Raw genomic sequence first — 23,189 nt, forward strand, 5'->3', positions numbered from 1 at the left:
CCCGCACGCGCGTTCGACCCGGTGACTCCGGCTGAGGTGAAGGAGAGGTTCCGCACTCCGGGAGTTCCCGATTTCAGGAGCCGCCAAGCTGCGGACCGGCGTAAAGGCTGCGTACGGCTTTGCCATCACGGCCGCCGCATGTCACCGGATCCCCGCCCGCACAGGCGTTCACGACGACACGAGGAACTGGGTGGCCGCCAGTTCCCGGTAGAGGTCGTCGGCGTCGACGAGCTCCTCGTGGGTGCCCGAGGCGCGGACCCGCCCCGCCTCCATCACGATGATCCGATCGGCGCCGGTCACCGTGGACAGGCGGTGGGCGATCACCAGGACCGTGGTCTCCCTGGCGACCTCGGCCACCACTTCGCGCAGGCGGAGTTCGTTCACGGCGTCGAGTTGCGAGGTGGCCTCGTCCAGGAGCAGCAAGGACGGCCGGCGGAGCAGTGCCCTGGCGATGGCGACCCGCTGGCGCTCCCCACCCGAGAGCAGCACCCCGCGGTGGCCGACAGGCGTCTCCAGGCCGGCGGGCAGGCGCTCGACCAGGTCGTCGAGGCGGGTCCGGGCGAGGGCCTGCGCGATCTCTCCCTCGGTGACGTCGGGGGCGCCGAAGACGAGGTTCTCCCTGAACGTGCCGGCCAGGACCGGGGCGTCCTGCTCGACGTAACCGAGCGCGGCCCGCAGGTCTCCGAGCGGCCACTCCCGGATGTCGCGCCCGCCGACGAGGATCGTCCCGGCCTGCGGCTCGTAGAAGCGCTCGATCAGCCCGAAGACCGTGGTCTTGCCGGCTCCGGAAGGCCCCACCAGGGCCGTCATCCCGCCCGCGGGCACCTCGAAGGTCACCTGGTCGTGGACGACCGGCCGGTCGTCGCCGTACCGGAAGACCACGTCGTCGAAGCGCACGCCGACGGGCGTGCGGTCCCGCGCCGGCCCCGCGCCGACGGAGGCCGCGGGCTCGGAGTCGAGCGCGGTCACCTCCTGGATCCGGATGATCGCGGCCATGGCGACCTGAAGCTGGGTGAGGCTCTGGATGAGCTGCCCGATCGGGGAGACCAGATAGAACAGGTACAGCAGGAACGCGATCAGCGCCGAGACCTCCATCGCCCCACTGGCGACACGGGCTCCGCCCACGCCGAGCACGGCGATGAACGCGAGCTGGACCGACATCCACGCTCCGGTGCCCGCCACGGACGTCCACGCGGCGGCCGTCACGCCGCGGTCGCGCGCGCGGGTCGCGGCGCCGGACACCGCGGCGATCTCACGTGATTCCGCCCCGCTGGCCTTGACCGTGCGGAACGCCTGAAGGGCACGGTCGAGCACGGAGCCCATCTCCCCGAGGGCCACCTGCGCCTCGAGGGACGCCCGGCGGATCCTGGGCGCGATGGCCAGGCCCATGAGGGCGACCAGTGCCACGACGCCGAGGGTGACCAGGAGCAGCAGGCCGTCCATGATCGCCATGAGGACCACGGCACCCAGGAACATGAACACCGACCCCACGGATCCGGCCAGCGCCTCCGTGTAGACGGCGCGCAGCAGCGTGGTGTCGGAGCTGACCCGCGAAAGCAGGTCGCCCGGCTTGAGCCGGTCGACGTCCGGGACCCTGAGCCGGAGTATCCGCTCGACCAGGTTCGTGCGGGTGGCCAGCACGATGCCCTCGCTCATCCGTTCAAGGAGGAACCGTCCCCAGGCGGCGATCAGGGCGCCCGCCAGGACGGCCAGCGACAGTCCCGCCAGCGGCCCGGCCAGGGCGGCGCCCTTCCCGAAGGCGTCGATGACCGACTTGGCGAGGATCGGCATCGCCAGCCCGGCGAACGTGCCGACCAGGCTGAGCGAGGCGCCGAGCACCAGCGCCTTCCTGTGCGGTCGCACCTGGCCGAACAGGAGCCGCCACGACCCCCGGTCGCGCAACATGTCGGCCCGCCGGTTCTCCGGCTCCGCGTCCTCCGCACCCATGACACTCCCCCTGCGCGGCCCGGCCGCATCCGTCAACTCACTTTGACGGTAGGTCGGGAAGGGCGATCGTGGGCGCGTCGAGGGTGACGAATCCGATCAGTCGAGGTCGGGGAGGCCGAAGTCGTCGTAGTCCGCGTCGCCGTCGTCGACCCTGCGCAGCCGGATGTCCTCGGCCCAGGCGTAGGCGAAACGCCGGATCGTGCCGACGCCGTCATCGTCGAGGCCGTGCTCGGCGAACGCCTCGTCGGCGAGCAGGTCGACGCTCTCCAGCCGCTGGAGCAGATCCTCCGTCAGCCACTCGTCGTCGTGCCGGCCGCCGAGTTGCTCGAGTTCGCGGAAGCCGTACAGGCCGGAGACGGCGGCGACGTCGGCGAAGTCGCGGGCCAGGCCGGTGTCACGAAGCGACCGCACCGCGAGGCCTGCCGCGTCGTCGAGGCCCACGACCGGGCACGGCTCGAAGACGGCCGGCTCGTCCCGCAACGCCTCACGCGACAGGCGGATCTCACCGGCTTGGCCGCCGATCTCGTCGGTGACGACCACGCGGCCCACGCGCGGGGTGACCTCGCAGACCTGGGCGGACAGCCCCGTCCTGCCGAACGCGCCGGCGACCTGCTCGGCGACCTCGGTCAGCGGCGTCTCGTCCGCCGTCGCGAACTCGAGCTCTCCGGCCGTCCTGCCGGACAGGCCGTGCGCCGTCATGGCGTAGCCGCCGGCGAGGAGCAGGCCGTAACGGTCGCAGACCACCCGGGCGTCCTCGATCAGGCGGAGATGGAACGGCGGCAGCTCCACTATTCGCGGGCCCTCTCACGTCTGGACGGCCGACCTCCGCGCTGGTCGGCGGGCCGGCTGGGCATTTCCCCAGTATGGCCGCTCGGCGGACGGCGCGGCTCCCTGACGGTGTCGACGATGGCGTGCCAGGTCAGGCACAACCTCGCCTCCGCCTCCTCCGTGCGAGCCTCGGCGGCGAGCAGCCTGTCGCCCGTCAACAGGGCGGCCTCCCGTTTCAACTGCGCCGCCATTTCCTGGAATTCGAAATGCCCCTTCGGCTCCATGCCGCCGACTCCCCACCCCGGACCGACTTTCGCATGGATAAATACCCATAATTAACTTACTTATCGATTCATGAACGCCGGGATCGGCGTTGTGACGACGGAACGTCATGACGTCCGGAGACGAACTCCTGAATGGCGATCTTCACGCGGATGACGGGCCTGCGCCAGCGTTCCTCACGATGAACGGCTTTCGCCATCCGCCGCGGTTTGGGCCTCCTCGCCACCTCCGAGTAGTACCAGCGGGCCCACGGCGATCCCGGGCGGGCGAGCCGCAGGGCCCCGATGTAGACGAACGGCGGGACGAACAGCCCGATCAGGCCACTCCAGATCTTCCCCTTGAGCAGCGTGACGACGGCGAAGACGAGGTTGACGACGAGGATCGCCATCGCCGTGCCCCGGCCGCCGAGCGCCTCGTCCGAGCCGCTCCACGCGAGCGGGCGCAGTCCGACCAGCAGCAGGCCGGTCCCGGCGACGGCCACGAAGACGGCGTCGACCGACGTGCGGCCCTCCTCCTGCCAGTAGACGTCGCGCAGGTGCAGGAGCAGGGCGAACTCGTCGAGCACCAGCGCCGCCCCGACACCGAAGACGGCCGCGCTGAACGCGTACCACCCGATGGAGACGCTGGACAGGATCAGCCCGGCGACCCCGCCGAGCAACATCAGCACCACGCCGAACACGACATGGTGGATGTGCGTCTCCCCGACGCTGACGTTGCCGAACCAGCGCACCCGTGACCGGATCAGCCGGACGTTCACGCGGGTGCCCACGAAGGCGACGATCAGCGCCACGAAGAAGCAGAACAGCGGCAACCTGCGCGCGCCCTCATGGAGCGACGCGTCGGCCAGGTACCAGTCAGCCATTGATGAGTCCTCGATCGGCGGAACTGCGGGAGCGACGGCGGTGGGGCGGGCCGGTCAGCTGAGGAAGCCTCGCAACAGCGCGGCCGTACCTTCCAGGTGCTCGGCCACGGCCCGCCGGGCACCCTCGGGATCGCCTTCCAGGATCGCCGCCACGATGGCCGCGTGCTGCGTGGCGGCGTGCTCGATGTTGGGCTGGAGCACCGGAATTGCGTTGAGCAGGTCGGTCACGCGCAGTCGGGCGTCCGCGCACGCGGCGGCGAGCAGCGGCGACCCGGTCAGCTCGGCGATGGCGAGGTGGAAGGCGGTGTCCAGTCGCCGGTAGTCGGCCGGAGCCGCGTCGTTCACCCCGGCGAGACGGGAGGCGAGCGTCTCCCGCTGCACCTCGGTGAGCTCCGTGCCGGCCAGGATCTGGGCCGCGCCGCACTCGACCGCCATCCGGAAGGTCAGCGCGTCGTCAAGCCCGCCGGCTCCCATCTCGTTGACGGCCCGGCGCAGGTCTCCCTTGCGGGGGCTCGGCGGCCGGTAGACGACGAACGCTCCGCCGTAACGGCCTCGCCGTACGTCGAGGAAGCCCGCCTCCTGGAGCGCCCGGATCGCCTCCCGTAAGGTGACGCGGCTGATGCCGAGTTGCGCGGCCAACTCGCGCTCCGGCGGCAGTTTCTCCCCATGGGCGACGACGCCGAGCTTGATGGCCTGCAGCAGCCGTTCGACGGTCTCCTCGAACGCGTTGCCCGCCCGGACCGGCCTCAGGAGCGAGACGGCCCCTGTGGCGCCCCCGTCCAATGCTCCACCGCCCCTTCACGAATCGGCGCGCCTCACACCCCCGTGAGGCCGAGGTTAACCCACAGAGCATTGTTGACTCAGGGGCAGGCCGGGTGCTTGCATGCCCTTCAATGGTCTGTTTCCAGACTTTTGGACAGGAGGCACCGTGCTCGACGTGGATCAGCTTCGCGGCGACATCGAGGCCGGCCGCGTGGACACGGTCCTGCTGGCCGTCACCGACATGCAGGGCAGGTTGCAGGGCAAGCGCCTGTCGGCGCGGTACTTCCTGGAGGAGGTGCTGAGCCACGCCGCCGAGGGGTGCAACTACCTGCTGGCGGTCGACGTCGACATGAACACGGTGGACGGCTACGCCATGTCGTCGTGGGAACGCGGCTACGGCGACTTCGTGATGAAGCCCGACCTCACGACGCTGCGCCGGGTGCCCTGGCAGGAGGGGACCGTCCTGCTGCTGGCCGACCTGGTCTGGGAGGACGAGTCGGACGTCGTCCCCTCTCCCCGGCAGATCCTCCGCAGGCAGATCGCCCGGCTGGCCGACCGGGGATGGACCGCCTTCGTCGGCACCGAGCTGGAGTTCTGCGTCTACAACGACACCTATGAGGACGCGTGGCGGCGCGGCTACCGCGACCTGACGCCCGCCAACCTCTACAACGTCGACTACTCCCTGCTCGGCACGGCCAGGATCGAGCCGCTGCTGCGGAAGATCCGGCTCGGCATGGAGGGCGCGGGCCTGTACGTGGAGTCGGCGAAGGGCGAGTGCAACCTCGGCCAGCACGAGATCGCCTTCCGGTTCTCCGACGCGCTGACGACGTGCGACAACCACGTGATCTACAAGAACGGCGCCAAGGAGATCGCCGCCCAGGAGGGCAGCTCGATCACCTTCATGGCCAAGCCGAACCAGCGCGAGGGCAACTCCTGCCACATCCACATCTCCCTGCGCGACGCCGACGGGCGGCCGGTGATGGCGGGGACGGAGCCGCACGGGCTCTCCAAGGTCGGAGAGCACTTCATCGCGGGCCAGCTCGCCGCGCTCAAAGACCTGACCCTCTTCTACGCGCCCAACATCAACTCCTACAAGCGGTACGTCCCCGGGAGCTTCGCCCCCACCGCGGTGAAGTGGGGCATCGACAACCGGACCTGCTCGCTGCGGCTCGTCGGCCACGGGCCCTCACTCCGGATCGAGAACCGCGTGCCGGGCGGCGACGTGAACCCGTATCTGGCGGTGTCCGCCCTGATCGCCGCGGGCCTGCGCGGGATCGAGGAGGAGCTGCCGCTGGAGGAGCCCTACGCGGGCAACGCCTACGCCGCGGGCGCGGAGACCGTGCCGAGCACGCTCCGCGACGCGCTCTCGCTGTGGGAAGGCTCCGACCTCGCCGAGGCGGCCTTCGGCAAGGATGTGGTCGAGCACTACGCCAACAACGCACGGGTCGAGTTGGCCGCCTACGACGCGGCGGTCACCGACTGGGAGCTCTATCGGGGGTTCGAAAGGCTGTGAAGGTACTCAATCCGGCGACCGAAGTCGTGGTCGCCGAGGTCGGCATGGCGGACGCCGCCGAGGTCGACCGCGTGGTCGAGCGTGCGCGGGCGGCGTTCGCGAGCTGGCGGGCGGTGGCCCCCGGCGAGCGGGCGCGGCTCCTGCGGCGGTTCGCCCAGGTGGTCGAGGACCACGCCGAGGAGCTCGCCCAGCTGGAGATCGCAGGCGCCGGGCACACGATCGGCAACGCCCGCTGGGAGGCCGGGAACGTCCGCGACGTCCTGAACTTCTACGCGGGCGCACCCGAGCGCGACCATGGCAAGCAGATCCCCGTGGCGGGCGGCGTGGACATCACGTTCGCCGAACCGCTGGGCGTCGTGGGCGTCATCGTGCCGTGGAACTTCCCCATGGTCATCATGACCTGGGGGGTGGCTCCCGCCCTGGCGGCGGGCAACACCGTCGTCGTGAAGCCCGCCGAGTGGACGCCGCTGACGGCGCTCCGGCTGGCCGAACTGGCCCTCGAGGCCGGCATCCCCGAGGGCGTGCTGCAGGTCGTCCCCGGCGAGGGCGAGGTGGCAGGCGCCCGGCTGGTCGAGCACCCGGACGTGCGCAAGATCGTGTTCACGGGTTCGACCGAGGTGGGCAAGCTGATCGCGGCCCAGGCCGCCGCCCAGGTGAAGCGGGTGACGCTGGAGCTCGGCGGCAAGAGCGCCAACATCGTCTTCGCCGACTCCGACCTGGACAGGGCGGCGGCCTCCGCCCCGATGGCGGTGTTCGACAACTCCGGGCAGGACTGCTGCGCCCGATCGCGCATCCTGGTGGAGCGTTCCGTCTACGACGACTTCCTCGCGCGGCTCAGCCAGGCCGTCCGGGACGTGAAGGTCGGCGATCCGCTCGATCCCGCCACGCAGATGGGCCCGCTGATCAGCGCCGAGCACCACGCGCGGGTGGCGTCGTTCGTGGGGGCCGTCGACGTGCACACGGCCGGAGCCTGCCCGGACGGGCCGGGCTTCTGGTTCGCCCCCACCGTTCTGGCCGCGCCCGCCGGATTCGACCCGCTGGCGGAGGGCTCGGGCGCCTTCCACCGGGCATTCACCGAGGAGATCTTCGGGCCGGTCGTGTCCGTCGTCCCGTTCGACGACGAGGCTCATGCCGTACAGATCGCCAACCACACGGCCTACGGGCTGTCCGGGTCGATCTGGACGCGTGACGTCGGGCGCGCCCTGCGGGTGGCTCGGGCGGTCGAGGCGGGCAACTTGTCGGTGAACTCCCATTCCAGCGTCCGTTACTGGACGCCGTTCGGCGGCTTCAAGCAGTCCGGCCTCGGCCGGGAGCTGGGCCCCGACGCCCTGGCCGCCTTCACCGAGACCAAGAACGTCTTCATTTCCACGGAGTAGAGACATGCAGCGTTTGCAGGACCGCGTCGCCGTCATCACAGGGGCGGGCAGCGGCATCGGGCTCGCCACGGCGCAGCGGTTCGCCCAGGAGGGCGCCAAGATCGTGGCGGTGGACCTCGACGAGGCGGCCGGGACCAAGGTCGCCGACGAGGTCGGCGGCCTGTTCGTCCGGGCCGACGTGGCGAACGAGGACGACGTCGTCCGGATGTACCAGACCGCGTTCGACACGTTCGGCAGCGTCGACATCGCCTTCAACAACGCGGGGATCTCACCGCCGGAGGACGACTCCATCCTCGACACCGGCATCGAGGCGTGGCGCCGGGTCCAGGAGGTCAACCTCACCAGCGTCTATCTGTGCTGCAAGCACGTCCTGCCGTACATGCGGAGGCAGGGCAAGGGCTCGATCATCAACACGGCCTCGTTCGTGGCGGTGCTGGGCTCGGCGACGTCGCAGATCTCCTACACCGCGTCCAAGGGCGGCGTGCTCGCGATGAGCCGCGAACTCGGCGTGCAGTTCGCCCGCGAGGGCATCCGGGTGAACGCGCTCTGCCCCGGGCCGGTGGACACTCCCCTGTTGCGGGAACTGTTCGCCAAGGACCCGGAGCGCGCGCAGCGCCGCCTCGTCCACGTGCCGATCGGGCGGTTCGCCCGCGCGGAGGAGATCGCGGCCGCCGTGGCCTTCCTCGCGTCCGACGACTCGAGCTTCATCACCGCGTCGGAGTTCCTGGTCGACGGCGGCATCTCCGGGGCGTACGTCACTCCCCTGTAACGGCATCCTGTGGCGGCATCCGATCCAACGCGAGGTGGTCATGTCACGACCGGTCATCGGCATCACGTGCTACGTGGAGCCCGCCAGATTCACGGTCTGGGACATGACCACCGCGCTGCTGCCGTACATGTACGTCGAACACGTCGCGCGGGCCGGCGGGCAACCGGTGATCATCCCGCCCGCGGGTGATCCCGCCGAACTGACCGGCCGACTTGATGGCCTGATCATCGCGGGCGGCGGCGACATCGATCCCGCTCGGTACGGCTCTCGCATGCACGAACAGACCGGATACGTAAGGAAATTTCGTGACGAGGCGGAGTTCGGGCTGATGCGTGCCACCCTGGACTCCGGTCTGCCGTTCCTCGGCATCTGCCGTGGGCTCCAGGTCCTCAACGTGGCCCTGGGCGGCTCGCTCCACCAGCACCTTCCCGACGTGGTCGGCCATACCGACCACTCGCCCGCCCCGGGGACCTTCGGCCGGGTCCCGGTACGGCTCTCGCCGACGCTGGCCAAGATCTACCAGGACGACCACCTGACCCCGGCGCACTACCACCACCAGGCGGTCGACCGGCTGGCGGACGGCCTGGAGGTCACCGCCCGATCGGAGGACGGCACGATCGAGGCCGTCGAACTCGGCGGCCACCCGTTCGCGCTGGCCGTCCAGTGGCACCCCGAGGCCGACGAGGACGGCCCCCTGTTCGACGCCCTCGTGTCCGCGGCTGGGCGCGGCTGACCCGCGGATTCAGCTATGGAGCTCAGGCGAAGAGCTCGTCGGCGGAGCTCACGGTGACCGCCCGGCGGATCCAGGTCTCCAGCATGTTCAGGTCGTCGCAGCGGGTGATCCGGTCGCGCGTGTCGGAGGAGATCTCCAGGCCACGGGTCTCGAGCACAGCCAAGATCGCCGCACCCTCGCCCTCCGCCCGGCCTTCCTGGCGGCCTTGATCGACCCAGTGCGACAGATACTGACTGGCGATGTGCTCGTAATCGTGGCTGGTGGTGGTCACGATCTCCTCCAGGTGCTTGCGTGCCACGCTCGGTAGCACGGCGAACACGTAGTTCGGTTTCTGGACCTCCACGATCAGGGCCAGCTGAGCTCCCCCTGCCACGTCGCGCAACACCACGACCGAGTCGGCGCGGAACTCCACCGGGGCCAACTGGGCGAAGTCGACCGACTCCACCGCGGCGGTGGCGAACGAGGGTGGTTGGACGCCGACGGCGTCCCGCAGTAGTTCCACCGCGGTCATCGGGTCGTTGTGGATGAGCTCGATTGGCATCTCATGGTCGATCCCTGGCACGGAGCGGATACTAATTGCGTTCAATCGATTACGCAAAGTCACGGTCAAGAATGAGGACACCACGGTCCCCTTGCGACGACTGATTCAGGCGACATGACACGGCGGGCCCCATCGGGCCTTCGACGGCCCACCAGCACCGGCGACCGGCCGACGCCGCAAAAGGTGCCCAGCGGGCGTTACCACGACCAGTCCCCACCCACTAGGCTGGCGGAACACCATTGATCCCGCGCGGGAGAGTGTCCTGGCATCCTGTCAGGGCCCCTGAAGGAGCAAGCCCTCCCCGCGAACCTCTCAAGGCAAAGGACCGTGCGGGCCAGGTGTCCTCTGGAAAGCAGGCCTGCTGGCCTCGCCGAAGGTGAAAGTCCGGCAAAGGACGGGCGAAGCTCTCAGGCACCGATGACAGAGGGGGAGGATGCCCAATAGTCCGACGCAGCATCCGTCCTCCTGAGGTGCATTCATGTCCCGGTCCACTCCGTTGCGCGAGGTCCACGAGGCCCTCGGCGCCACCCTGACGGACTTCGCGGGCTGGCTCATGCCCCTGCGCTACGGCAGCGAGTCGGTCGAGCACAACGCGGTCCGGACGGCGGCCGGGCTCTTCGACCTGTCCCACATGGGAGAGATCTTCGTCACCGGTCCGGAGGCGGGACAGGCGCTCGACTACGCCCTCGTCGGCTGGCTGAGCGCGCTCGACGTCGGACGCGCCCGCTACACCATGATCGTGAACGGGGACGGCCGAGTCCTCGACGATCTCATCGTCTACCGGCTGGCGACCGAGGAGTTCCTCGTCGTCGCCAACGCCTCCAACTACTCGATGGTCGCGCGCGAGCTGACCGAGCGTGCCGAGCCGTACGACGCGCGGGTGGAGGACCGGTCCGGCTCCTACGCGCTGGTCGCGGTCCAGGGGCCGAAGAGCACCGAGATCCTGCGCACGCTCACCGACGCCGACCTCGACGGCCTCAAGTACTACGCCGGCCTGCCCGCCACGGTCGCCGGGTTCGAGGCCCTCATCGCGCGCACGGGCTACACCGGCGAGGACGGCTTCGAATTGTTCGTCCGCAACGAGGACGCCGTGCCGCTGTGGAACGCGCTGACGGAGGCCGGTGCGGGCCTGGGACTCATACCCGCGGGCCTGTCCGCCCGTGACACGCTCCGCCTCGAGGCGGGCATGCCGTTGTACGGCAACGAGCTGACCGCGGACCTCACACCGTTCGACGCCGGGCTCGGCCGGGTGGTGCGCCTGGACAAGCCGGGCGACTTCGTCGGGCGCGCGGCCCTCACCGAACGGGCCGCCCTGGCGGATCAGGAGGCCGGGCCGGACGGCACCGCCCGGCGCCTCGTCGGGCTCGTCGCGCGCGGCCGCAGGGTCCCCCGCCACGGCTACCCCGTCACCCGGGACGGCGTGGTCGTGGGCGAGGTGACCAGCGGCGCGCCTTCGCAGTCGCTGGGAAAGCCGATCGCCATGGCGTACGTCTCGCGCAGCGCCGTGGAAGCGGGCGGCCTGGCCGTGGACATTCGTGGCAGCCATGAACCGGTCGACGTCGTTGACCTGCCTTTTTACAGGAGGAGCAAGTGAGCAGCATTCCCGAGGACCTCAGCTACACCAAGGAGCACGAGTGGGTCGCCGGGCTCGATGACGGCCGCACCGTCACCGTCGGCATCACCGCCTACGCCGCCGAGCAACTCGGCGACGTGGTCTACGTGCAGGTGCCCGAGGTCGGCGCGGCGGTCACGACCGGAGACGCCGTGGGCGAGGTCGAGTCGACCAAGTCGGTGAGCGACATCTTCGCGCCGGTCACCGGCGAGATCGTTGAGGTCAACGCGGCCGTCGTCGACGATCCCTCGCTCGTCAACTCCGACCCGTACGGCGAGGGCTGGCTGTTCCGCGTGCAGATCGGCGAGGAGCCGGAGGACCTGCTGACCTCCGCCGAATACACCTCGCTGACCTCAGCCGAGGCCTGACAGCCCCTCTCTCAGGACACCGACCTTCTCTCAGGACACCGACCTTCTCTCAAGGACACCGACCAGTGGCTATCAGCGTGTTCGACCTGTTCAAGGTGGGAATCGGGCCGTCCAGCTCGCATACGGGCGGCCCGATGGCCGCGGCGCACCGTTTCGCCCGCGGCCTGGATGCGGACGGCCTGCTGGAGAAGGTCACCGAGGTCCGGGTCATCCTCTACGGATCTCTCGGGCTGACGGGGAAGGGCCACGGCAGCGACAAGGCCGTGCTGCTCGGCCTGTCCGGAGAGAAGCCAGAGCTCGTCGACGTCGACCGCGTCGACGAGATGCTCGGGGAAATGCGGTCGAGCGGCACGGTCCGGCTCTTCGGCTCGAAGGAAGTGCCCTTCGTGGTGGGTGACCACCTGGTGTTCGAGCGGAAGCTCTCGCTCCCCCACCACCCGAACGGCATGCGCTTCACGGCCTACTCCGAAGGCACCCCCGTGCGGGAGAAGGTCTACTACTCGGTCGGCGGCGGCTTCGTCGTGGACGAGAACGCCACCGGCGCCGATCGGATCAAACCCGACGACACGGTGCTGCCGTATCCGTTCACGACGGCCGCGCAACTGCTCGCCCACTGCGCGGACACCGGCCTGTCCATCTCCGGACTGATGCTGGAGAACGAGAAGGCCTTCGGCCGTACGCCGGAGGAGATCCGCGCGCAGTTGCTGCACCTGTGGTCGGTCATGGTCGAGTGCGTACGGCGGGGCACCCACAACGAGGGCGTCCTGCCGGGCGGCCTGAAGGTCAAGCGCCGGGCGAACCAGCTCCACCGCAGGCTCCAGAGCGAGACCGACGCCGACCCTCTGCGCGCCATGGACTGGGTGACGTTGTTCGCCCTCGCCGTCAACGAGGAGAACGCGGCGGGCGGCCGCATCGTCACGGCTCCCACGAACGGCGCGGCGGGGATCATCCCCGCGGTCCTGTCGTACTACACCAGGTTCATCCCCGGCGCGGCGGACGACGGGGTGGTCCGGTTCCTGCTGACCGCCGGAGCCATGGGCGTGCTGTTCAAGGAGAACGCCTCGATCTCCGGTGCGGAGGTCGGCTGTCAGGGAGAGGTCGGCTCGGCCTGTTCGATGGCCGCCGCGGGCCTCACCGAGGTGCTGGGCGGCACTCCCGAGCAGGTGGAGAACGCGGCCGAGATCGGCATCGAGCACAACCTGGGGCTGACCTGCGACCCGATCGGCGGCCTCGTGCAGATCCCCTGCATCGAGCGCAACGCGGTCGCCTCGATCAAGGCGATCGCCGCGGCCAGGATCGCGCTGCGCGGGGACGGCCGTCACTTCGTGGCCCTGGACAAGGCCATCAAGACCATGCGGGACACCGGCAGGGACATGCTCGACAAGTACAAGGAGACGTCCCGCGGCGGCCTGGCCGTCAACGTCATCGAGTGCTGATCCGGTCAGCGCCGCCGGACGTGCAGCCTGACCAGTGTCGGGATCTCCTCACGGTCGACCGCGCCGCGCACGCGTGAGATCGCCTGCCCGTCGAGGCGGCCGATCACCTCGTGCAGGTCGGCGCGGGGCAGAAGAGACACCAGGACGCGCATCCGCTTGTCGCGGACCAGCCTGACCTGGATCCTGCTGATGCCCTCGATGCCCTTCATCGCGACGCCCAGCATCGCCGTCCCCGATCCCGTACGGCTCCCGCAGCGCCCCCAGCCGAGGGCGACCGCCAGCCAGCGCGTGACGAGCAGGGCGATCAGTATGGCGGCCGCCGCGGCCAGCGGCCGCGCCCAGGCGTTCCGCACGAAGAACGACAGGTCGATGATCCGTACGCCGAGATGATCGGCCCGGGCGGCCAGCACTCCGACGCCGGCGAGCGCCATGATCAGCCCGACGATCCCGAGCCCGACCCGGTTCCCCATGTGCGCGCGCATCCTCAGAGCCTCCTCCTGCGCAGCCGAACCACGACCTCGTGACGGCACTGCGCGCCGAGGCCGGAAAGCTGGTCGCCCACGGCCGCACCGACCTCGCGGAGCAGTTCACCCGTGCCCTTGGCGTCGGTGACCACCACGACCTCGATCTGGCCGCGCAACATCCGCACCCGGGCCCGCTGGACGCCTTCGACCGTCTGCGCCGCGACCGCGAGCGTCCTGCTCAGGCCCGCGCGGGTCAGTCCCATGACCAGAAGCGGGTCCTCGCACTCCAGGGGCACCAGCCGGGGCCGCCCGGGCAGCACGGCGAGGGCCACCAGGCCGGCGCCGCAAACGATCATCATCGCGGCGGTTCCGGGAACGGCGGGGTCCCCGAAGGTCGTCGACATCAGGCGATGCAGCGGCGGCCACAGGACGGGCGAGCCGAAGATCGTCGCGATGATCTCGACGGCCAGGGCCCACGCGCCGACGGAGAGCACCGCGGCCACCACGATCCCCGCAGGAGTACGGCCCGGCCGCAGCGCGCGGATGGCGTTGCGGCGTACGGCACGCCGGCTGTCACCCTTCGCCGAGGCGCCCGCGAAGATCTCCTGCACGACGCTCATCAACCGCTCACCTCTGACCAGCACAGCATCGGATCCGATCTGTAGTCACCTGTTCAGGGGTACACGGCGGGAGGCGCTCGCGAGCCGATCACCCGCCATCTTGCGCGATCATGGCCGAGCGGCTCCGGAATTTTTGCCGCGGCCTCGTTAACGTGAGTAGCACTCATTTAATTTGTGCGCATTCGTACTAGGCTGCGGGCATGGACGACCGACAGCGTCTCGACCAGGCCACGGCCGGGTTGCACCCCCCGTTCGCGGTGGTCGACCTCGACGCGCTGAGGTCCAACAGCGCCGACATGGCTCGCCGGGCGAACGGCAAGCCGATCCGCGTCGCCAGCAAGTCGATCCGCAGCCGGGCGGTCCTCGAACGCGTCCTCGCCATGGACGGCTTCGCCGGGATCATGGCGTTCACGCTCCCCGAGGCGCTCTGGCTCGTGTCATGCGGTCTGCGTGACGTGCTCGTGGCGTATCCGTCCGTGGACACCGACGCCCTCCGCGCGCTCGGCTCCGACCGCCGCGCCGCCGAAGAGATCGCGGTGATGGTCGACTCGCCGGGCCACCTGGATCTGATCGAAAGCCTCCACCTTCCTCACCAGGTCCGGATATGTCTTGATATGGACGCGACCTTTGTGGCGTTCGGCGGGAAGTTGCGCGTGGGGGCCTTACGCTCCCCCATACGCGAGCCCGACCAGGCGGCCCGGATCGCCGAGGACATCGCCGGACGCCCCGGAATGCGCCTGGTGGGCCTCATGTCGTACGAGGCGCAGATCGCCGGCGTGGGCGACAGGGTCCCCGGCGCGTACGGGCGGGTCGTCCGGTGGATGCAGGCCAGATCCCGCCAGGAACTCGCCGTACGGCGCGGGCGGGTCGTGCAGGCCGTACGGCAGGCCGCCGACCTGGAGTTCGTCAACGGCGGGGGCACGGGCAGCATCGAGCGGACGGCGGCGGAACACGCGATCACCGAGGTGGCGGCCGGCTCGGGCTTCTTCCATCCGCGGCTGTTCGACTTCTACCGGAGCTTCAGCGGGCGGCCCGCGGCGCTGTTCGCCCTGCCCGTGGTGCGTAAGCCGTCCCCCGGCGTCGTGACGGTGCTGGGCGGCGGATATCCGGCCTCAGGTCCGTCGGGAGCCAATCGGCTGCCGCATCCCCACCTGCCGGCGGGGCTGAAATACGACTCCAACGAGGGTGCGGGCGAGGTCCAGACCCCCCTGGTCGGGGACGCGGCCCATGACCTGCGGATCGGCGACCGTGTCTGGTTCCGGCACGCCAAGGCCGGCGAGTTGTGCGAGCGCTTCGCCAGCCTGCATCTCATCGAGGGCGACCGGATAGTCGAGGAAGTCCCCACCTACCGAGGAGAAGGCCAAACCTTCCTCTAACCCCCTCCCCCTCCGCCCCACCCCGCCCCTCCCGCGTGATCATGCACGAGTTCGTGAATGGGTGGCTTGACCAGCCCAAACCTCGGGCGTGATCATGCACAGGTTCGGAGATTGCGGCCTTGACCTGGCCGTTCTTCATTTGTGATCATGCACGGATTCGGACGCGACCCACCCGACCTGCGTTTCTTCAATGCGTGATCATGCACAGCGGTGGCATCCCGTGGTCTCGGACTCCGATCCACAGCTGAGATTGCATGATCACGAGCCACGTTTTCCCTGGTGAACGGCCACGCAGAAGAATCCATGCATGATCACGAAATGGATCCGCCCAGGTCAGGCCGGACATCCACGAACCTGTGCATGATCACGCCCGAGGTTTGGGCTGGTCAGGGGGCCTCTTCACGAATCTGTGCATGATCACGCATCCCCATCCCCACCCCATCACGCATCCTCATCCCCACCCCCGTCACGCATCTCCATCACGCCTTACAGCCCGACTCGACACGCGCCGCGCCCCACGCTCCGCGGGGCGCGGAGAGTGGGGCGTGGGTGGGCGGTCAGCGGTTGCGGCGGCGGAGCAGGATGATCGCGGCACCCACGACCAGGACGGCGCCGAGGCCGATCAGAACCGGCGCCATGGACTGCGCCGGGTACCGCTCCTCGCCCTCCATTTCGGCGGCGGAACGCGATGCGGAACCCCCCACGAGATCCCCGAACGACGACACCAGGTGTTCGGCGTTGGCCTTGACCTTGGCGACGCTCCGCTCGGCCACCCGTTTCGGGCTCACCCGGTCCGCGATGGCGTCGACCGTGCGAGCCAGCTCGGCCCGGGTGCGCTCGATCTCTCGTTCCAGCGCATCGGGATCGGTGTCAGCCATGCGATCCCCTCCTGTGGTTTCCGTAGGTGATCAGTCTGCCAGGTCCGGTACGCACCCCGCACAACGGCCGAACCGGTAGTTTGGTTGACGCTTGTCCGCACATCGACGCGGGTCACCCTCACGGGAGGTATTCATGAGCAGGCTCGAGGTCGGCGACGCTGCGCCCGAATTCACCCTCAAGGACGACGAGGGCGAAGAGGTGTCGCTCGAGTCGTTCCGTGGCCAGCGCGTCATCCTTTATTTCTACCCAGCGGCGATGACTCCAGGCTGCACCAAGCAGGCCTGCGACTTTCGCGACAATCTGGGCTCTCTCACCGCCAAGGGCTTCGTGGTCCTCGGCGTCTCCAAGGACAAGCCGGCCAAGCTCCAGCAGTTCCGCGAGCGTGACGCGCTCACGTTCCCGCTCCTGTCCGACGTCGATCTCGACGTGCACAAGGCGTACGGCGCCTACGGCGAGAAGACGAACTACGGCAAGACGATCCTGGGCGTCATCCGCTCGACCTTCGTCATCGACGCCGACGGCAAGGTCGAGAAGGCGCTCTACAACGTGAAGGCCACCGGCCATGTCGCCCGCCTGGTGAAAGAGCTCGGCATCTCCTGACCCGTACGGTCACACCGGCAGGGGCCCCCGCAAAACGGGCGGCCCTTGGCGGTAGCCAACCTGTACGATGGGCGGCGCCTGCCTGTGACGCCACAGGGAGCGCGCCGTCCGTCGACGTTGCGCGTCGAAGCTCAGGGGCCGTAGTCCAACGGCAGAGACAGCGGCTTTAGGTGCCGTCCAGCGTGGGTTCGAATCCCACCGGCCCCACTGCGTGACCGGCCATTCGGCTACGAGGCCGGAGCAGGATTCGGTACCGCTCCGGGTCCGTCACAGCGGATTCCCTCGTCGGTCCGCCGGCAGAATCCGGACAGGCCGTCCGACGGCTGGTCCTGCCCGAAGCGCCGGCCGTTCTGGCCGTCTCCCGGCATCCGCCGCGGCCCCTGGTCGGGGTTCGACCACACGACGCCGTAATGCGGGCCGTGGAATCGGTGCCACAGGACGTCACCGACCGCGACGACGCCCCCGCCGAACAGGGCTCCCACCACCGCGCACACCAGACCGACGATCACGAGCCGGTTGGTGTCCGTCCGCCGGGGTCGAGGACCACCCGGCTGAGGACCACCCGGCTGAGGACCACCCGGCTGAGGACCACCCAGCCGAGGAGCGCCCGAAGGTCCCCCCGGTGGAACACCAGGGACTCCGGGCCCAGCCTGTCCCGCCGCGGGCCGCCAGCCGGGAGCACTCCAACCGGCCCCTCCGGGACCGTAGGCGTATCCCGGCGCCTGGAACGCGGATTGGCCGGCGGAGCCTACTCCGGACCCTGCAGCAGATCCGGAGCCTGGCTCCGCCGTGGTCTGGTCGGGAGCCGCCTCGGCAGGTAGCGGTGTGGTGCCCTCTCCCGGCCCCGGAACGCGCGACTCATCCTCAGCATCGCGCGGCCCTCCATGTTGATCCGCCATCACAGATCTCCTGTCCGCCCCACCGAGGCGCTCCCGGGGATAATGATGGTCCTCGTTTCGTAAAGGCGACGTAAGGCCCCGTCCTCGCATCTGCGACCTGAGTCGTACGCCCGGATCAGCCCGAAGGCGGAACACCGCTGAGCAGCCACTACGTATGGTTGGAACCGTGTTCGGCAGACCACGCGCCTGGGCCCGGCGTCACCCCGTCCTGATCGACTCCTTCACGGTCTCACCGCTCGTCCTGTTCTGCCTGGCCACGGTCGGGAACTTCAGCGAAGCCCAGTGGCTGGCCGGCTCCCGCGTGGGGATGCCGACGGGCCTGTTCCTGACGATCGCGCTCCTCGCGCCGCTCATGGTGCGCAGGAACCACCCCCGCGAGGTGTTCGCGGCCATCGCCCTCCTCAGCTTCGGCCAATGGCTGGCCGGTCTGGCCGAGATCCCGGCGAACCTCGCCGTCCTCGTCGCGATGTACGCCGTGGCCGCCCGCTGCACCGCCGCCTGGGCCGTCGCGGCCGGTCTGGTGACGGAGGTCGGGCTGGCACTCGCCCAGTCCCGCTACACCGCTTTCGAACCGTCGACCTTCGCCTCCATGTCGGTGTTCGTCGTGGCCATCTGGGTCACCGGGATCTACGCGAACACCCGGCGGCGCTTCGTCGAGAGCCTGGTGGAGCGCGCCGAACGCGCCGAACGTGAGCGGGACCAGCAGGCGCAGATCGCCGCCGCCGCCGAGCGCACCCGCATCGCCCGTGAGCTGCACGACGTCGTCGCGCACAACGTCAGCGTGATGGTGGTCCAGGCGGACGGCGCGGGTTACGCCATCGACAGCGACCCGGAGCAGGCGCGCCGTGCCGTACAGGCGATCTCGGCGACGGGGCGCAAGGCGCTCGCGGAGATGCGACGCCTGGTGGGGGTGCTCAGGCAGGAGGGGGACCACACGCAGGAGTACGCTCCGCAACCGGGAGTGGCTCAGCTCGGCGACCTGGTGAAGCAGGTCGGCGACTCCGGGTTGCCGATCGACTTCACCGTCTCCGGCGTGCCGCACGTGCTCCCGGAGGGAGAACAGCTGGTGATCTACCGGATCGTCCAGGAGGCGCTGACGAACACCCTCAAGCACGGGGGGCCGGGCGCTCGCGCCCTGGTCGACATGACGTACGGCAGGGGCGAGGTCGTGCTGCGGATCTCCGACGACGGCAGGGGCGCGGCCGCGATCGCGTCAGAGGGCGGACACGGACTGGTCGGCATGCGGGAGCGGGCGGCGATGTACGGCGGGAGCATCGACGCGGGCCCGAAAGCCGGCGGCGGCTTCCAGGTGCTCGCGCGGATCCCGACCGGAGTGACGGTATGACGGACAGGAAGCGGCGGCGATGATTCGAGTGATGGTGGTCGACGACCAGGAACTGGTGCGCACGGGATTCCGGATGGTGCTCGGGGCGCAGCCCGACATCGAGGTCGTCGGCGAGGCGGCGGACGGGGCCGCGGCCATCGAGACGTTGCGCACGACCGAGGCCGACGTGGTGTTGATGGACGTCCGGATGCCCCGCATGGACGGCGTGGAGGCGGCCCGGCTCATCTGCGCGTCCCCCGGCTCGCCGAAGGTCCTCATGCTGACCACCTTCGACCTGGACGAGTACGCCTTCGAGGCCATCAAGGCAGGCGTCTCGGGCTTCCTGCTCAAGGACGTGCCGCCCCCCGAGCTGATCAGCGCCATCCGTTCCGTCCACGCCGGGGACGCCGTGATCGCCCCCAGTACGACCAGGAGGCTGCTCGACCGCGTCGCCGTGCACCTGCCGGCGGGCGATGCCCTGAAGCGGGACGACGACACCCTGACGGCGCGGGAGCGTGAAGTCCTGTACCACGTGGCCCTGGGACTGTCGAACTCGGAGATCGCCCAGCAGTTGCAGCTGGCGGAGGCGACTGTGAAGACCCACCTCGGCCGGATCCTGGCCAAACTGAGCCTGCGTGACCGTGCTCAGGCCGTCGTCTACGCGTACGAAAGCGGGCTCGTCACGCCCGATCGTTCCCAGGGCTGACTCGGGACTACATCAGAAATCGCAGATCCTCCGTACGGACCCTCAGCAAACGGATCAGAAAGCCCTTCGCACGGCAGAGGTGCACGCATGATCGCGAACCTAGGGTTTTCGCATGACCACAATCACGAGTGTCCGGAGCGCCGTGACCGCGCAGGGGCTCACCAAGGTGTACGGCACGGGCGACGCGGCCGTGCACGCCCTGCGCGGAATCGACGTCGGGTTCGCCACCGAGGCGTTCACCGCGATCATGGGCCCGTCGGGCTCCGGCAAGTCGACGCTGATGCACTGCCTCGCCGGGCTCGACTCGGTGACGGACGGCCATGTCACCATCGGCGACGTCGAGATCACCCGCCTGAACGACAAGCGGCTCACCCTGCTGCGCCGTGACCGCGTCGGATTCATCTTCCAGGCGTTCAACCTGCTGCCGACGTTGACCGCCGAGCAGAACATCCGGCTGCCGTTGCAGATCGCCGGGCGGCAGGCCGACCAGGCCCTGTTCGACCGTGTGATCGACACGGTCGGCCTCCGCGACCGGTTGCGGCACAAGCCGAGCCAGCTGTCCGGCGGGCAGCAGCAGCGGGTCGCGGTCGCGCGGGCGCTCATCAGCAAACCCCAAGTGATCTTCGCGGACGAGCCGACCGGAAACCTCGACTCGCGCAGCGGCGCGGAGGTGTTGTCGTTCCTGCGCACCTCGGTGCGGGAACTCGGGCAGACGATCGTGATGGTGACCCACGACCCCGTCGCGGCGTCCTACGCCGACAGGGTCGTGTTCCTCCGCGACGGGCTGCTGGTGCGCGAACTCGAACAGCCGACGCCGCAGACCGTCCTCGACACGCTCGTGGCGCTGGAGGCCTGACCCGTGTTCAGGACCACCATCACGGGCCTGCTGGCGCACCGGCTCCGGCTGCTGCTCACCTCGCTGGCCATCATCCTCGGCGTGGGCTTCATCGCCGGGACCTTCGTGCTCACCGACACGATCGACGCCGGCTTCAGCCAGTCCTTCACCGCCGCCGCCGACAAGATCGACGTCGCGGTCATCTCAAAGGGGGACGAGGACCCGCTTCCCCCGAGCCTGCTCGCCAAGGTCGGATCAGTCGCCGGCGTCAAGGACGCGCAGCCCGTCGTGTCCGGCGAGGCGCCCCTCATCGGCAAGGACGGCAAGACCGTCGGCGAACTCGTCACCGCCGGGGTGTCGTTCCCCTCGTACCGACTGGACGTCACCAGCGGCAAGGCGCCGGCGTCGGACGGCGAGGCCCTGGTCGACACGAGCACGGCGCGGGCGCAGGGCTTCCGGATCGGGGACACCGTCTCCGTCCTCGACCAGAAGAACGTCCGGCACGAGTTCCGGCTGGTCGGCACCTTCGACGTCGGCGTCGACCAGTCACTCGCCGCCCGCGGCGCGGTCGCCTACACCCCGGCGACCGCGATGCGGATGACGGGAGCGACGGGCTACGCCGAGATCGACGTCACCACCGCGGGCCCGTCCAGGGAGAGTCTCCGTACGGCCGTCGCCGCGGTCGCCGGGTCCGGCGCCAAGGTCCAGACCGGGGAGGAGCGCGCCGCCGATCTGGCGGCGTCCAACGGCGCGAGCACCGACTATCTGAAGGTCGGCCTGCTGATGTTCGGATTCGTCGCCCTGCTGGTCGCGGGCCTGGTGATCTACAACACCTTCGGGATCCTGGTCGCCCAGCGCATGCGCGAGCTGGCGCTGCTGCGGTGCATCGGGGCGACCCGGCGTCAGGTCTTCGGGTCGATCGTGCTGGAGTCGGCCATCGTCGGGCTGGTCTCCTCGATCCTCGGTTTGGCCGCCGGGCTCGGCATGGGATGGCTCGCCGTGTTCCTGCTGGGGACCTACCAACCGGACGTGGAGGTCCCCACGGGCACCGTGACGTTGTCGCCGCAGACCATCGTCATCGGCCTGGCGACCGGCCTGATCATGACGGTCGTCGCGGCCCTGCTCCCGGCCCGCCAGGCCACCAAGGTCGCGCCCGTCGCGGCACTGCGCACGCAGACCGAGGAGCACACGTTCCGCGCCGGCGTCGTACGGATCATCTTCGCCGTGCTGTTCGGGCTGGCCGCCGCCGGACTGACGTACGCGGGCGTGACCGCGAAGCCCGACGAGACGGCGCTCATGACCGTCATGGCGGGCGGCGTGCTGGCCTTCTTCACCGTGCTGATCCTGGGACCGGTGCTCGTCACACCGCTGAGCGGGCTGGCGGGCTGGCTGCCCGGGCGGCTGTTCGGGGTGCCGGGCCGTCTGGCCACGGAGAACTCACGGCGCAACCCGAAGCGGTCGGCCACGACGACGATCGCCCTCACCATCGGCGTCACTCTCATGACGTTCATGGCCGTCCTCACCGCGACCATGCGGGCCACCGCCGACCATGAGCTCGACTCGCAGTTCCCCGCCGACTACCGGGTCGCCGCGCAGACCGGCGACGTCCCCCACACGGTCGCGGAGGCGTTGCGCGGACACCCGGAGCTGGCCACCGTGGCGGAGTTCCGGGAGGCCGAGGGCAAGCTCGACGACGAGGACTACCCCATCGGTACGGTGACGTCGTCGGTGCTCGAGACCGCTATGCGGCCGAAGGCGACGTCGGGCTCGGCCGACGGCTTCAAGCCGGGAACGGTCATGATCGCCGACTATGTGGCCGAGCACCTCAAGATCAAGGTGGGCGACGACGTCAGAGTCGGAACCGCGAAGAAGGCCACCCCGCTTCGTGTGGTCGCCATCCTCGACTCACAGTCGTTGCTGCCGTCGATCACCGTGCCGGAGCAGTTCTTCGACGAGCGCTTCGGGAAGACGGACGACAACCAGATCCTGATCACCGCGGCCGACGGCGCCGACCTGGACAAGGCACGGGCGATCGTGGACGACGCGACCCAGCCGTACCCGGCGGTGAAGGTCACCAGCTCCACCGAGATCCGCGGTCAGTTCGACGAGGCGATCAACGGCATATTGTCGGTGATCACCGGTCTGCTCGGCCTCGCGATCGTCATCTCGCTGCTGGGCATCGCGAACACGTTGTCGTTGTCGGTTCACGAGCGGACGCGTGAGTCGGCGCTGCTGCGCGCCCTCGGCCTGAAGCGCGGGCAACTGCGCGGCATGCTCACCGTCGAGGCGCTGATCCTCGGTCTGGTCGGCGCCCTCGTCGGCACCGTCCTCGGCATCGTGTACGGCTGGGCCGCGACGACGACGATCTCGGAGTCTGTGAGCTTCCGGCTGCCCGTCGGGCAGATCGCGTTGTTCATCGCGGCGTCCGGGCTGGCCGGAGTGCTGGCGGCCGTCCTTCCCGCCAGGCGCGCGGCGCGGACGTCCATCGTGGGCTCCCTCGCGAGCGACTGAAACGCG

General features: G+C 69.6%; 24 protein-coding genes, 1 tRNA gene and 2 riboswitches. Of the genes, 14 read left to right on the forward strand and 11 right to left on the reverse strand.

Annotated features, from left to right (window positions below):
* Positions 1–168: 168 nt before the first annotated feature.
* The 5 genes from Pmi06nite_RS21480 to Pmi06nite_RS21500 all read right to left on the reverse strand — a co-directional run bounded on the left by Pmi06nite_RS21480 (position 169) and on the right by Pmi06nite_RS21500 (position 4,642).
* Positions 169–1,947: an ABC transporter ATP-binding protein gene (locus Pmi06nite_RS21480; protein ID WP_239114090.1), complete on the reverse strand. Its 1,779-nt coding sequence runs from the start codon at positions 1,945–1,947 to the stop codon at positions 169–171.
* A 96-nt stretch (positions 1,948–2,043) separates the two neighbouring features.
* Positions 2,044–2,736, reverse strand: coding sequence for a hypothetical protein (locus tag Pmi06nite_RS21485; protein ID WP_239114091.1), 693 nt, complete (start codon positions 2,734–2,736; stop codon positions 2,044–2,046).
* Positions 2,736–2,999: a hypothetical protein gene (locus tag Pmi06nite_RS21490; RefSeq protein ID WP_203954863.1), complete on the reverse strand. Its 264-nt coding sequence runs from the start codon at positions 2,997–2,999 to the stop codon at positions 2,736–2,738. Before Pmi06nite_RS21490 ends, Pmi06nite_RS21485 begins: the two co-directional genes overlap by 1 nt.
* A gap of 68 nt (positions 3,000–3,067) precedes the next feature.
* A complete protein-coding gene (locus tag Pmi06nite_RS21495; RefSeq protein WP_203954864.1) occupies positions 3,068–3,859 on the reverse strand; it encodes a hypothetical protein in 792 nt (263 codons plus the stop codon).
* Positions 3,860–3,913: 54 nt separating this feature from the next.
* A complete protein-coding gene (locus Pmi06nite_RS21500) occupies positions 3,914–4,642 on the reverse strand; it encodes a FadR/GntR family transcriptional regulator (protein WP_203954865.1) in 729 nt (242 codons plus the stop codon).
* 100 nt (positions 4,643–4,742) lie between these two features.
* On the opposite strand from Pmi06nite_RS21500, the gene Pmi06nite_RS21505 reads away from it, so the two are divergent.
* The 4 genes from Pmi06nite_RS21505 to Pmi06nite_RS21520 are packed head-to-tail and all read left to right on the forward strand — an operon-like array spanning position 4,743 to position 9,012.
* Positions 4,743–6,134 carry a glutamine synthetase family protein gene (locus Pmi06nite_RS21505; protein ID WP_203954866.1) on the forward strand — a complete coding sequence of 464 codons (1,392 nt, stop codon included), beginning with the start codon at positions 4,743–4,745 and terminating at the stop codon, positions 6,132–6,134.
* Between the two features lie 44 nt (positions 6,135–6,178).
* Positions 6,179–7,510 carry an aldehyde dehydrogenase family protein gene (locus Pmi06nite_RS21510; protein ID WP_239114115.1) on the forward strand — a complete coding sequence of 444 codons (1,332 nt, stop codon included), beginning with the start codon at positions 6,179–6,181 and terminating at the stop codon, positions 7,508–7,510.
* Between the two features lie 4 nt (positions 7,511–7,514).
* Positions 7,515–8,279: a 3-oxoacyl-ACP reductase gene (locus tag Pmi06nite_RS21515; protein ID WP_203954868.1), complete on the forward strand. Its 765-nt coding sequence runs from the start codon at positions 7,515–7,517 to the stop codon at positions 8,277–8,279.
* 40 nt (positions 8,280–8,319) lie between these two features.
* Positions 8,320–9,012: a gamma-glutamyl-gamma-aminobutyrate hydrolase family protein gene (locus Pmi06nite_RS21520; protein ID WP_203954869.1), complete on the forward strand. Its 693-nt coding sequence runs from the start codon at positions 8,320–8,322 to the stop codon at positions 9,010–9,012.
* 22 nt (positions 9,013–9,034) lie between these two features.
* Here Pmi06nite_RS21520 and Pmi06nite_RS21525 read toward each other — a convergent pair whose 3' ends face one another.
* Complete coding sequence (locus Pmi06nite_RS21525) at positions 9,035–9,553, reverse strand: hypothetical protein (protein ID WP_203954870.1); 519 nt, start codon at positions 9,551–9,553, stop codon at positions 9,035–9,037.
* Between the two features lie 240 nt (positions 9,554–9,793).
* A riboswitch (glycine riboswitch) is annotated at positions 9,794–9,891 on the forward strand.
* Positions 9,892–9,987: riboswitch (glycine riboswitch) on the forward strand.
* Between the two features lie 44 nt (positions 9,988–10,031).
* Between Pmi06nite_RS21525 and gcvT the strand changes: the two genes are divergently transcribed.
* The 3 genes from gcvT to Pmi06nite_RS21540 all read left to right on the forward strand — a co-directional run bounded on the left by gcvT (position 10,032) and on the right by Pmi06nite_RS21540 (position 12,969).
* Positions 10,032–11,147: a glycine cleavage system aminomethyltransferase GcvT gene (gcvT, locus tag Pmi06nite_RS21530; protein WP_203954871.1), complete on the forward strand. Its 1,116-nt coding sequence runs from the start codon at positions 10,032–10,034 to the stop codon at positions 11,145–11,147.
* A complete protein-coding gene (gcvH, locus tag Pmi06nite_RS21535) occupies positions 11,144–11,533 on the forward strand; it encodes a glycine cleavage system protein GcvH (protein ID WP_203954872.1) in 390 nt (129 codons plus the stop codon). The genes gcvT and gcvH overlap by 4 nt, the downstream gene beginning before the upstream one ends.
* Before the next feature lie 65 nt (positions 11,534–11,598).
* Positions 11,599–12,969: an L-serine ammonia-lyase gene (locus Pmi06nite_RS21540; RefSeq protein WP_203954873.1), complete on the forward strand. Its 1,371-nt coding sequence runs from the start codon at positions 11,599–11,601 to the stop codon at positions 12,967–12,969.
* A gap of 5 nt (positions 12,970–12,974) precedes the next feature.
* On the opposite strand, the gene Pmi06nite_RS21545 is transcribed toward Pmi06nite_RS21540, so the two are convergent.
* Both Pmi06nite_RS21545 and Pmi06nite_RS21550 read right to left on the reverse strand, forming a co-directional pair.
* Entirely contained in the window at positions 12,975–13,451 is a 477-nt protein-coding gene (locus tag Pmi06nite_RS21545) for a hypothetical protein (protein ID WP_203954874.1), read from the reverse strand.
* Positions 13,452–13,453: 2 nt separating this feature from the next.
* Positions 13,454–14,053: a DUF6286 domain-containing protein gene (locus tag Pmi06nite_RS21550; protein WP_203954875.1), complete on the reverse strand. Its 600-nt coding sequence runs from the start codon at positions 14,051–14,053 to the stop codon at positions 13,454–13,456.
* A gap of 200 nt (positions 14,054–14,253) precedes the next feature.
* Here Pmi06nite_RS21550 and Pmi06nite_RS21555 point away from each other — a divergent pair, with 200 nt between their 5' ends.
* Complete coding sequence (locus Pmi06nite_RS21555) at positions 14,254–15,429, forward strand: amino acid deaminase/aldolase (RefSeq protein WP_203954876.1); 1,176 nt, start codon at positions 14,254–14,256, stop codon at positions 15,427–15,429.
* 557 nt (positions 15,430–15,986) lie between these two features.
* Here Pmi06nite_RS21555 and Pmi06nite_RS21560 read toward each other — a convergent pair.
* Positions 15,987–16,307, reverse strand: a complete 321-nt coding sequence (locus tag Pmi06nite_RS21560; protein ID WP_203954877.1) for a DUF3618 domain-containing protein — start codon at positions 16,305–16,307, stop codon at positions 15,987–15,989.
* Between the two features lie 133 nt (positions 16,308–16,440).
* Here Pmi06nite_RS21560 and bcp point away from each other — a divergent pair, with 133 nt between their 5' ends.
* Both bcp and Pmi06nite_RS21570 read left to right on the forward strand, forming a co-directional pair.
* The gene (gene bcp, locus Pmi06nite_RS21565) at positions 16,441–16,908 is read left to right on the forward strand and encodes a thioredoxin-dependent thiol peroxidase (protein ID WP_203954878.1); all 468 of its coding nucleotides are present in this window, start codon (positions 16,441–16,443) and stop codon (positions 16,906–16,908) included.
* 134 nt (positions 16,909–17,042) lie between these two features.
* Positions 17,043–17,115 (forward strand) — tRNA-Leu (locus tag Pmi06nite_RS21570).
* 20 nt (positions 17,116–17,135) lie between these two features.
* Here the strand turns inward: Pmi06nite_RS21570 and Pmi06nite_RS21575 are convergent.
* Together Pmi06nite_RS21575 and Pmi06nite_RS21580 are read right to left on the reverse strand one after the other, a co-directional pair.
* Complete coding sequence (locus tag Pmi06nite_RS21575; RefSeq protein WP_203954879.1) at positions 17,136–17,417, reverse strand: hypothetical protein; 282 nt, start codon at positions 17,415–17,417, stop codon at positions 17,136–17,138.
* Positions 17,414–17,590, reverse strand: a complete 177-nt coding sequence (locus tag Pmi06nite_RS21580) for a hypothetical protein (RefSeq protein WP_203954880.1) — start codon at positions 17,588–17,590, stop codon at positions 17,414–17,416. Before Pmi06nite_RS21580 ends, Pmi06nite_RS21575 begins: the two co-directional genes overlap by 4 nt.
* Before the next feature lie 383 nt (positions 17,591–17,973).
* Here Pmi06nite_RS21580 and Pmi06nite_RS21585 point away from each other — a divergent pair, with 383 nt between their 5' ends.
* From Pmi06nite_RS21585 to Pmi06nite_RS21600, 4 genes are all read left to right on the forward strand, one after another.
* Positions 17,974–19,152, forward strand: a complete 1,179-nt coding sequence (locus Pmi06nite_RS21585) for a sensor histidine kinase (RefSeq protein ID WP_239114092.1) — start codon at positions 17,974–17,976, stop codon at positions 19,150–19,152.
* 19 nt (positions 19,153–19,171) lie between these two features.
* Positions 19,172–19,837 (forward strand): response regulator transcription factor, encoded by a 666-nt coding sequence (locus tag Pmi06nite_RS21590; RefSeq protein WP_203954882.1) that lies wholly within the window; start codon positions 19,172–19,174, stop codon positions 19,835–19,837.
* A gap of 112 nt (positions 19,838–19,949) precedes the next feature.
* The gene (locus tag Pmi06nite_RS21595) at positions 19,950–20,693 is read left to right on the forward strand and encodes an ABC transporter ATP-binding protein (protein WP_203954883.1); all 744 of its coding nucleotides are present in this window, start codon (positions 19,950–19,952) and stop codon (positions 20,691–20,693) included.
* 3 nt (positions 20,694–20,696) lie between these two features.
* Entirely contained in the window at positions 20,697–23,183 is a 2,487-nt protein-coding gene (locus Pmi06nite_RS21600; RefSeq protein ID WP_203954884.1) for an ABC transporter permease, read from the forward strand.
* The last annotated feature ends 6 nt before the right edge of the window (positions 23,184–23,189 follow it).

It is taken from the genome of Planotetraspora mira, assembly GCF_016863275.1.
In the GTDB taxonomy this organism is placed as follows: domain Bacteria; phylum Actinomycetota; class Actinomycetes; order Streptosporangiales; family Streptosporangiaceae; genus Planotetraspora; species Planotetraspora mira.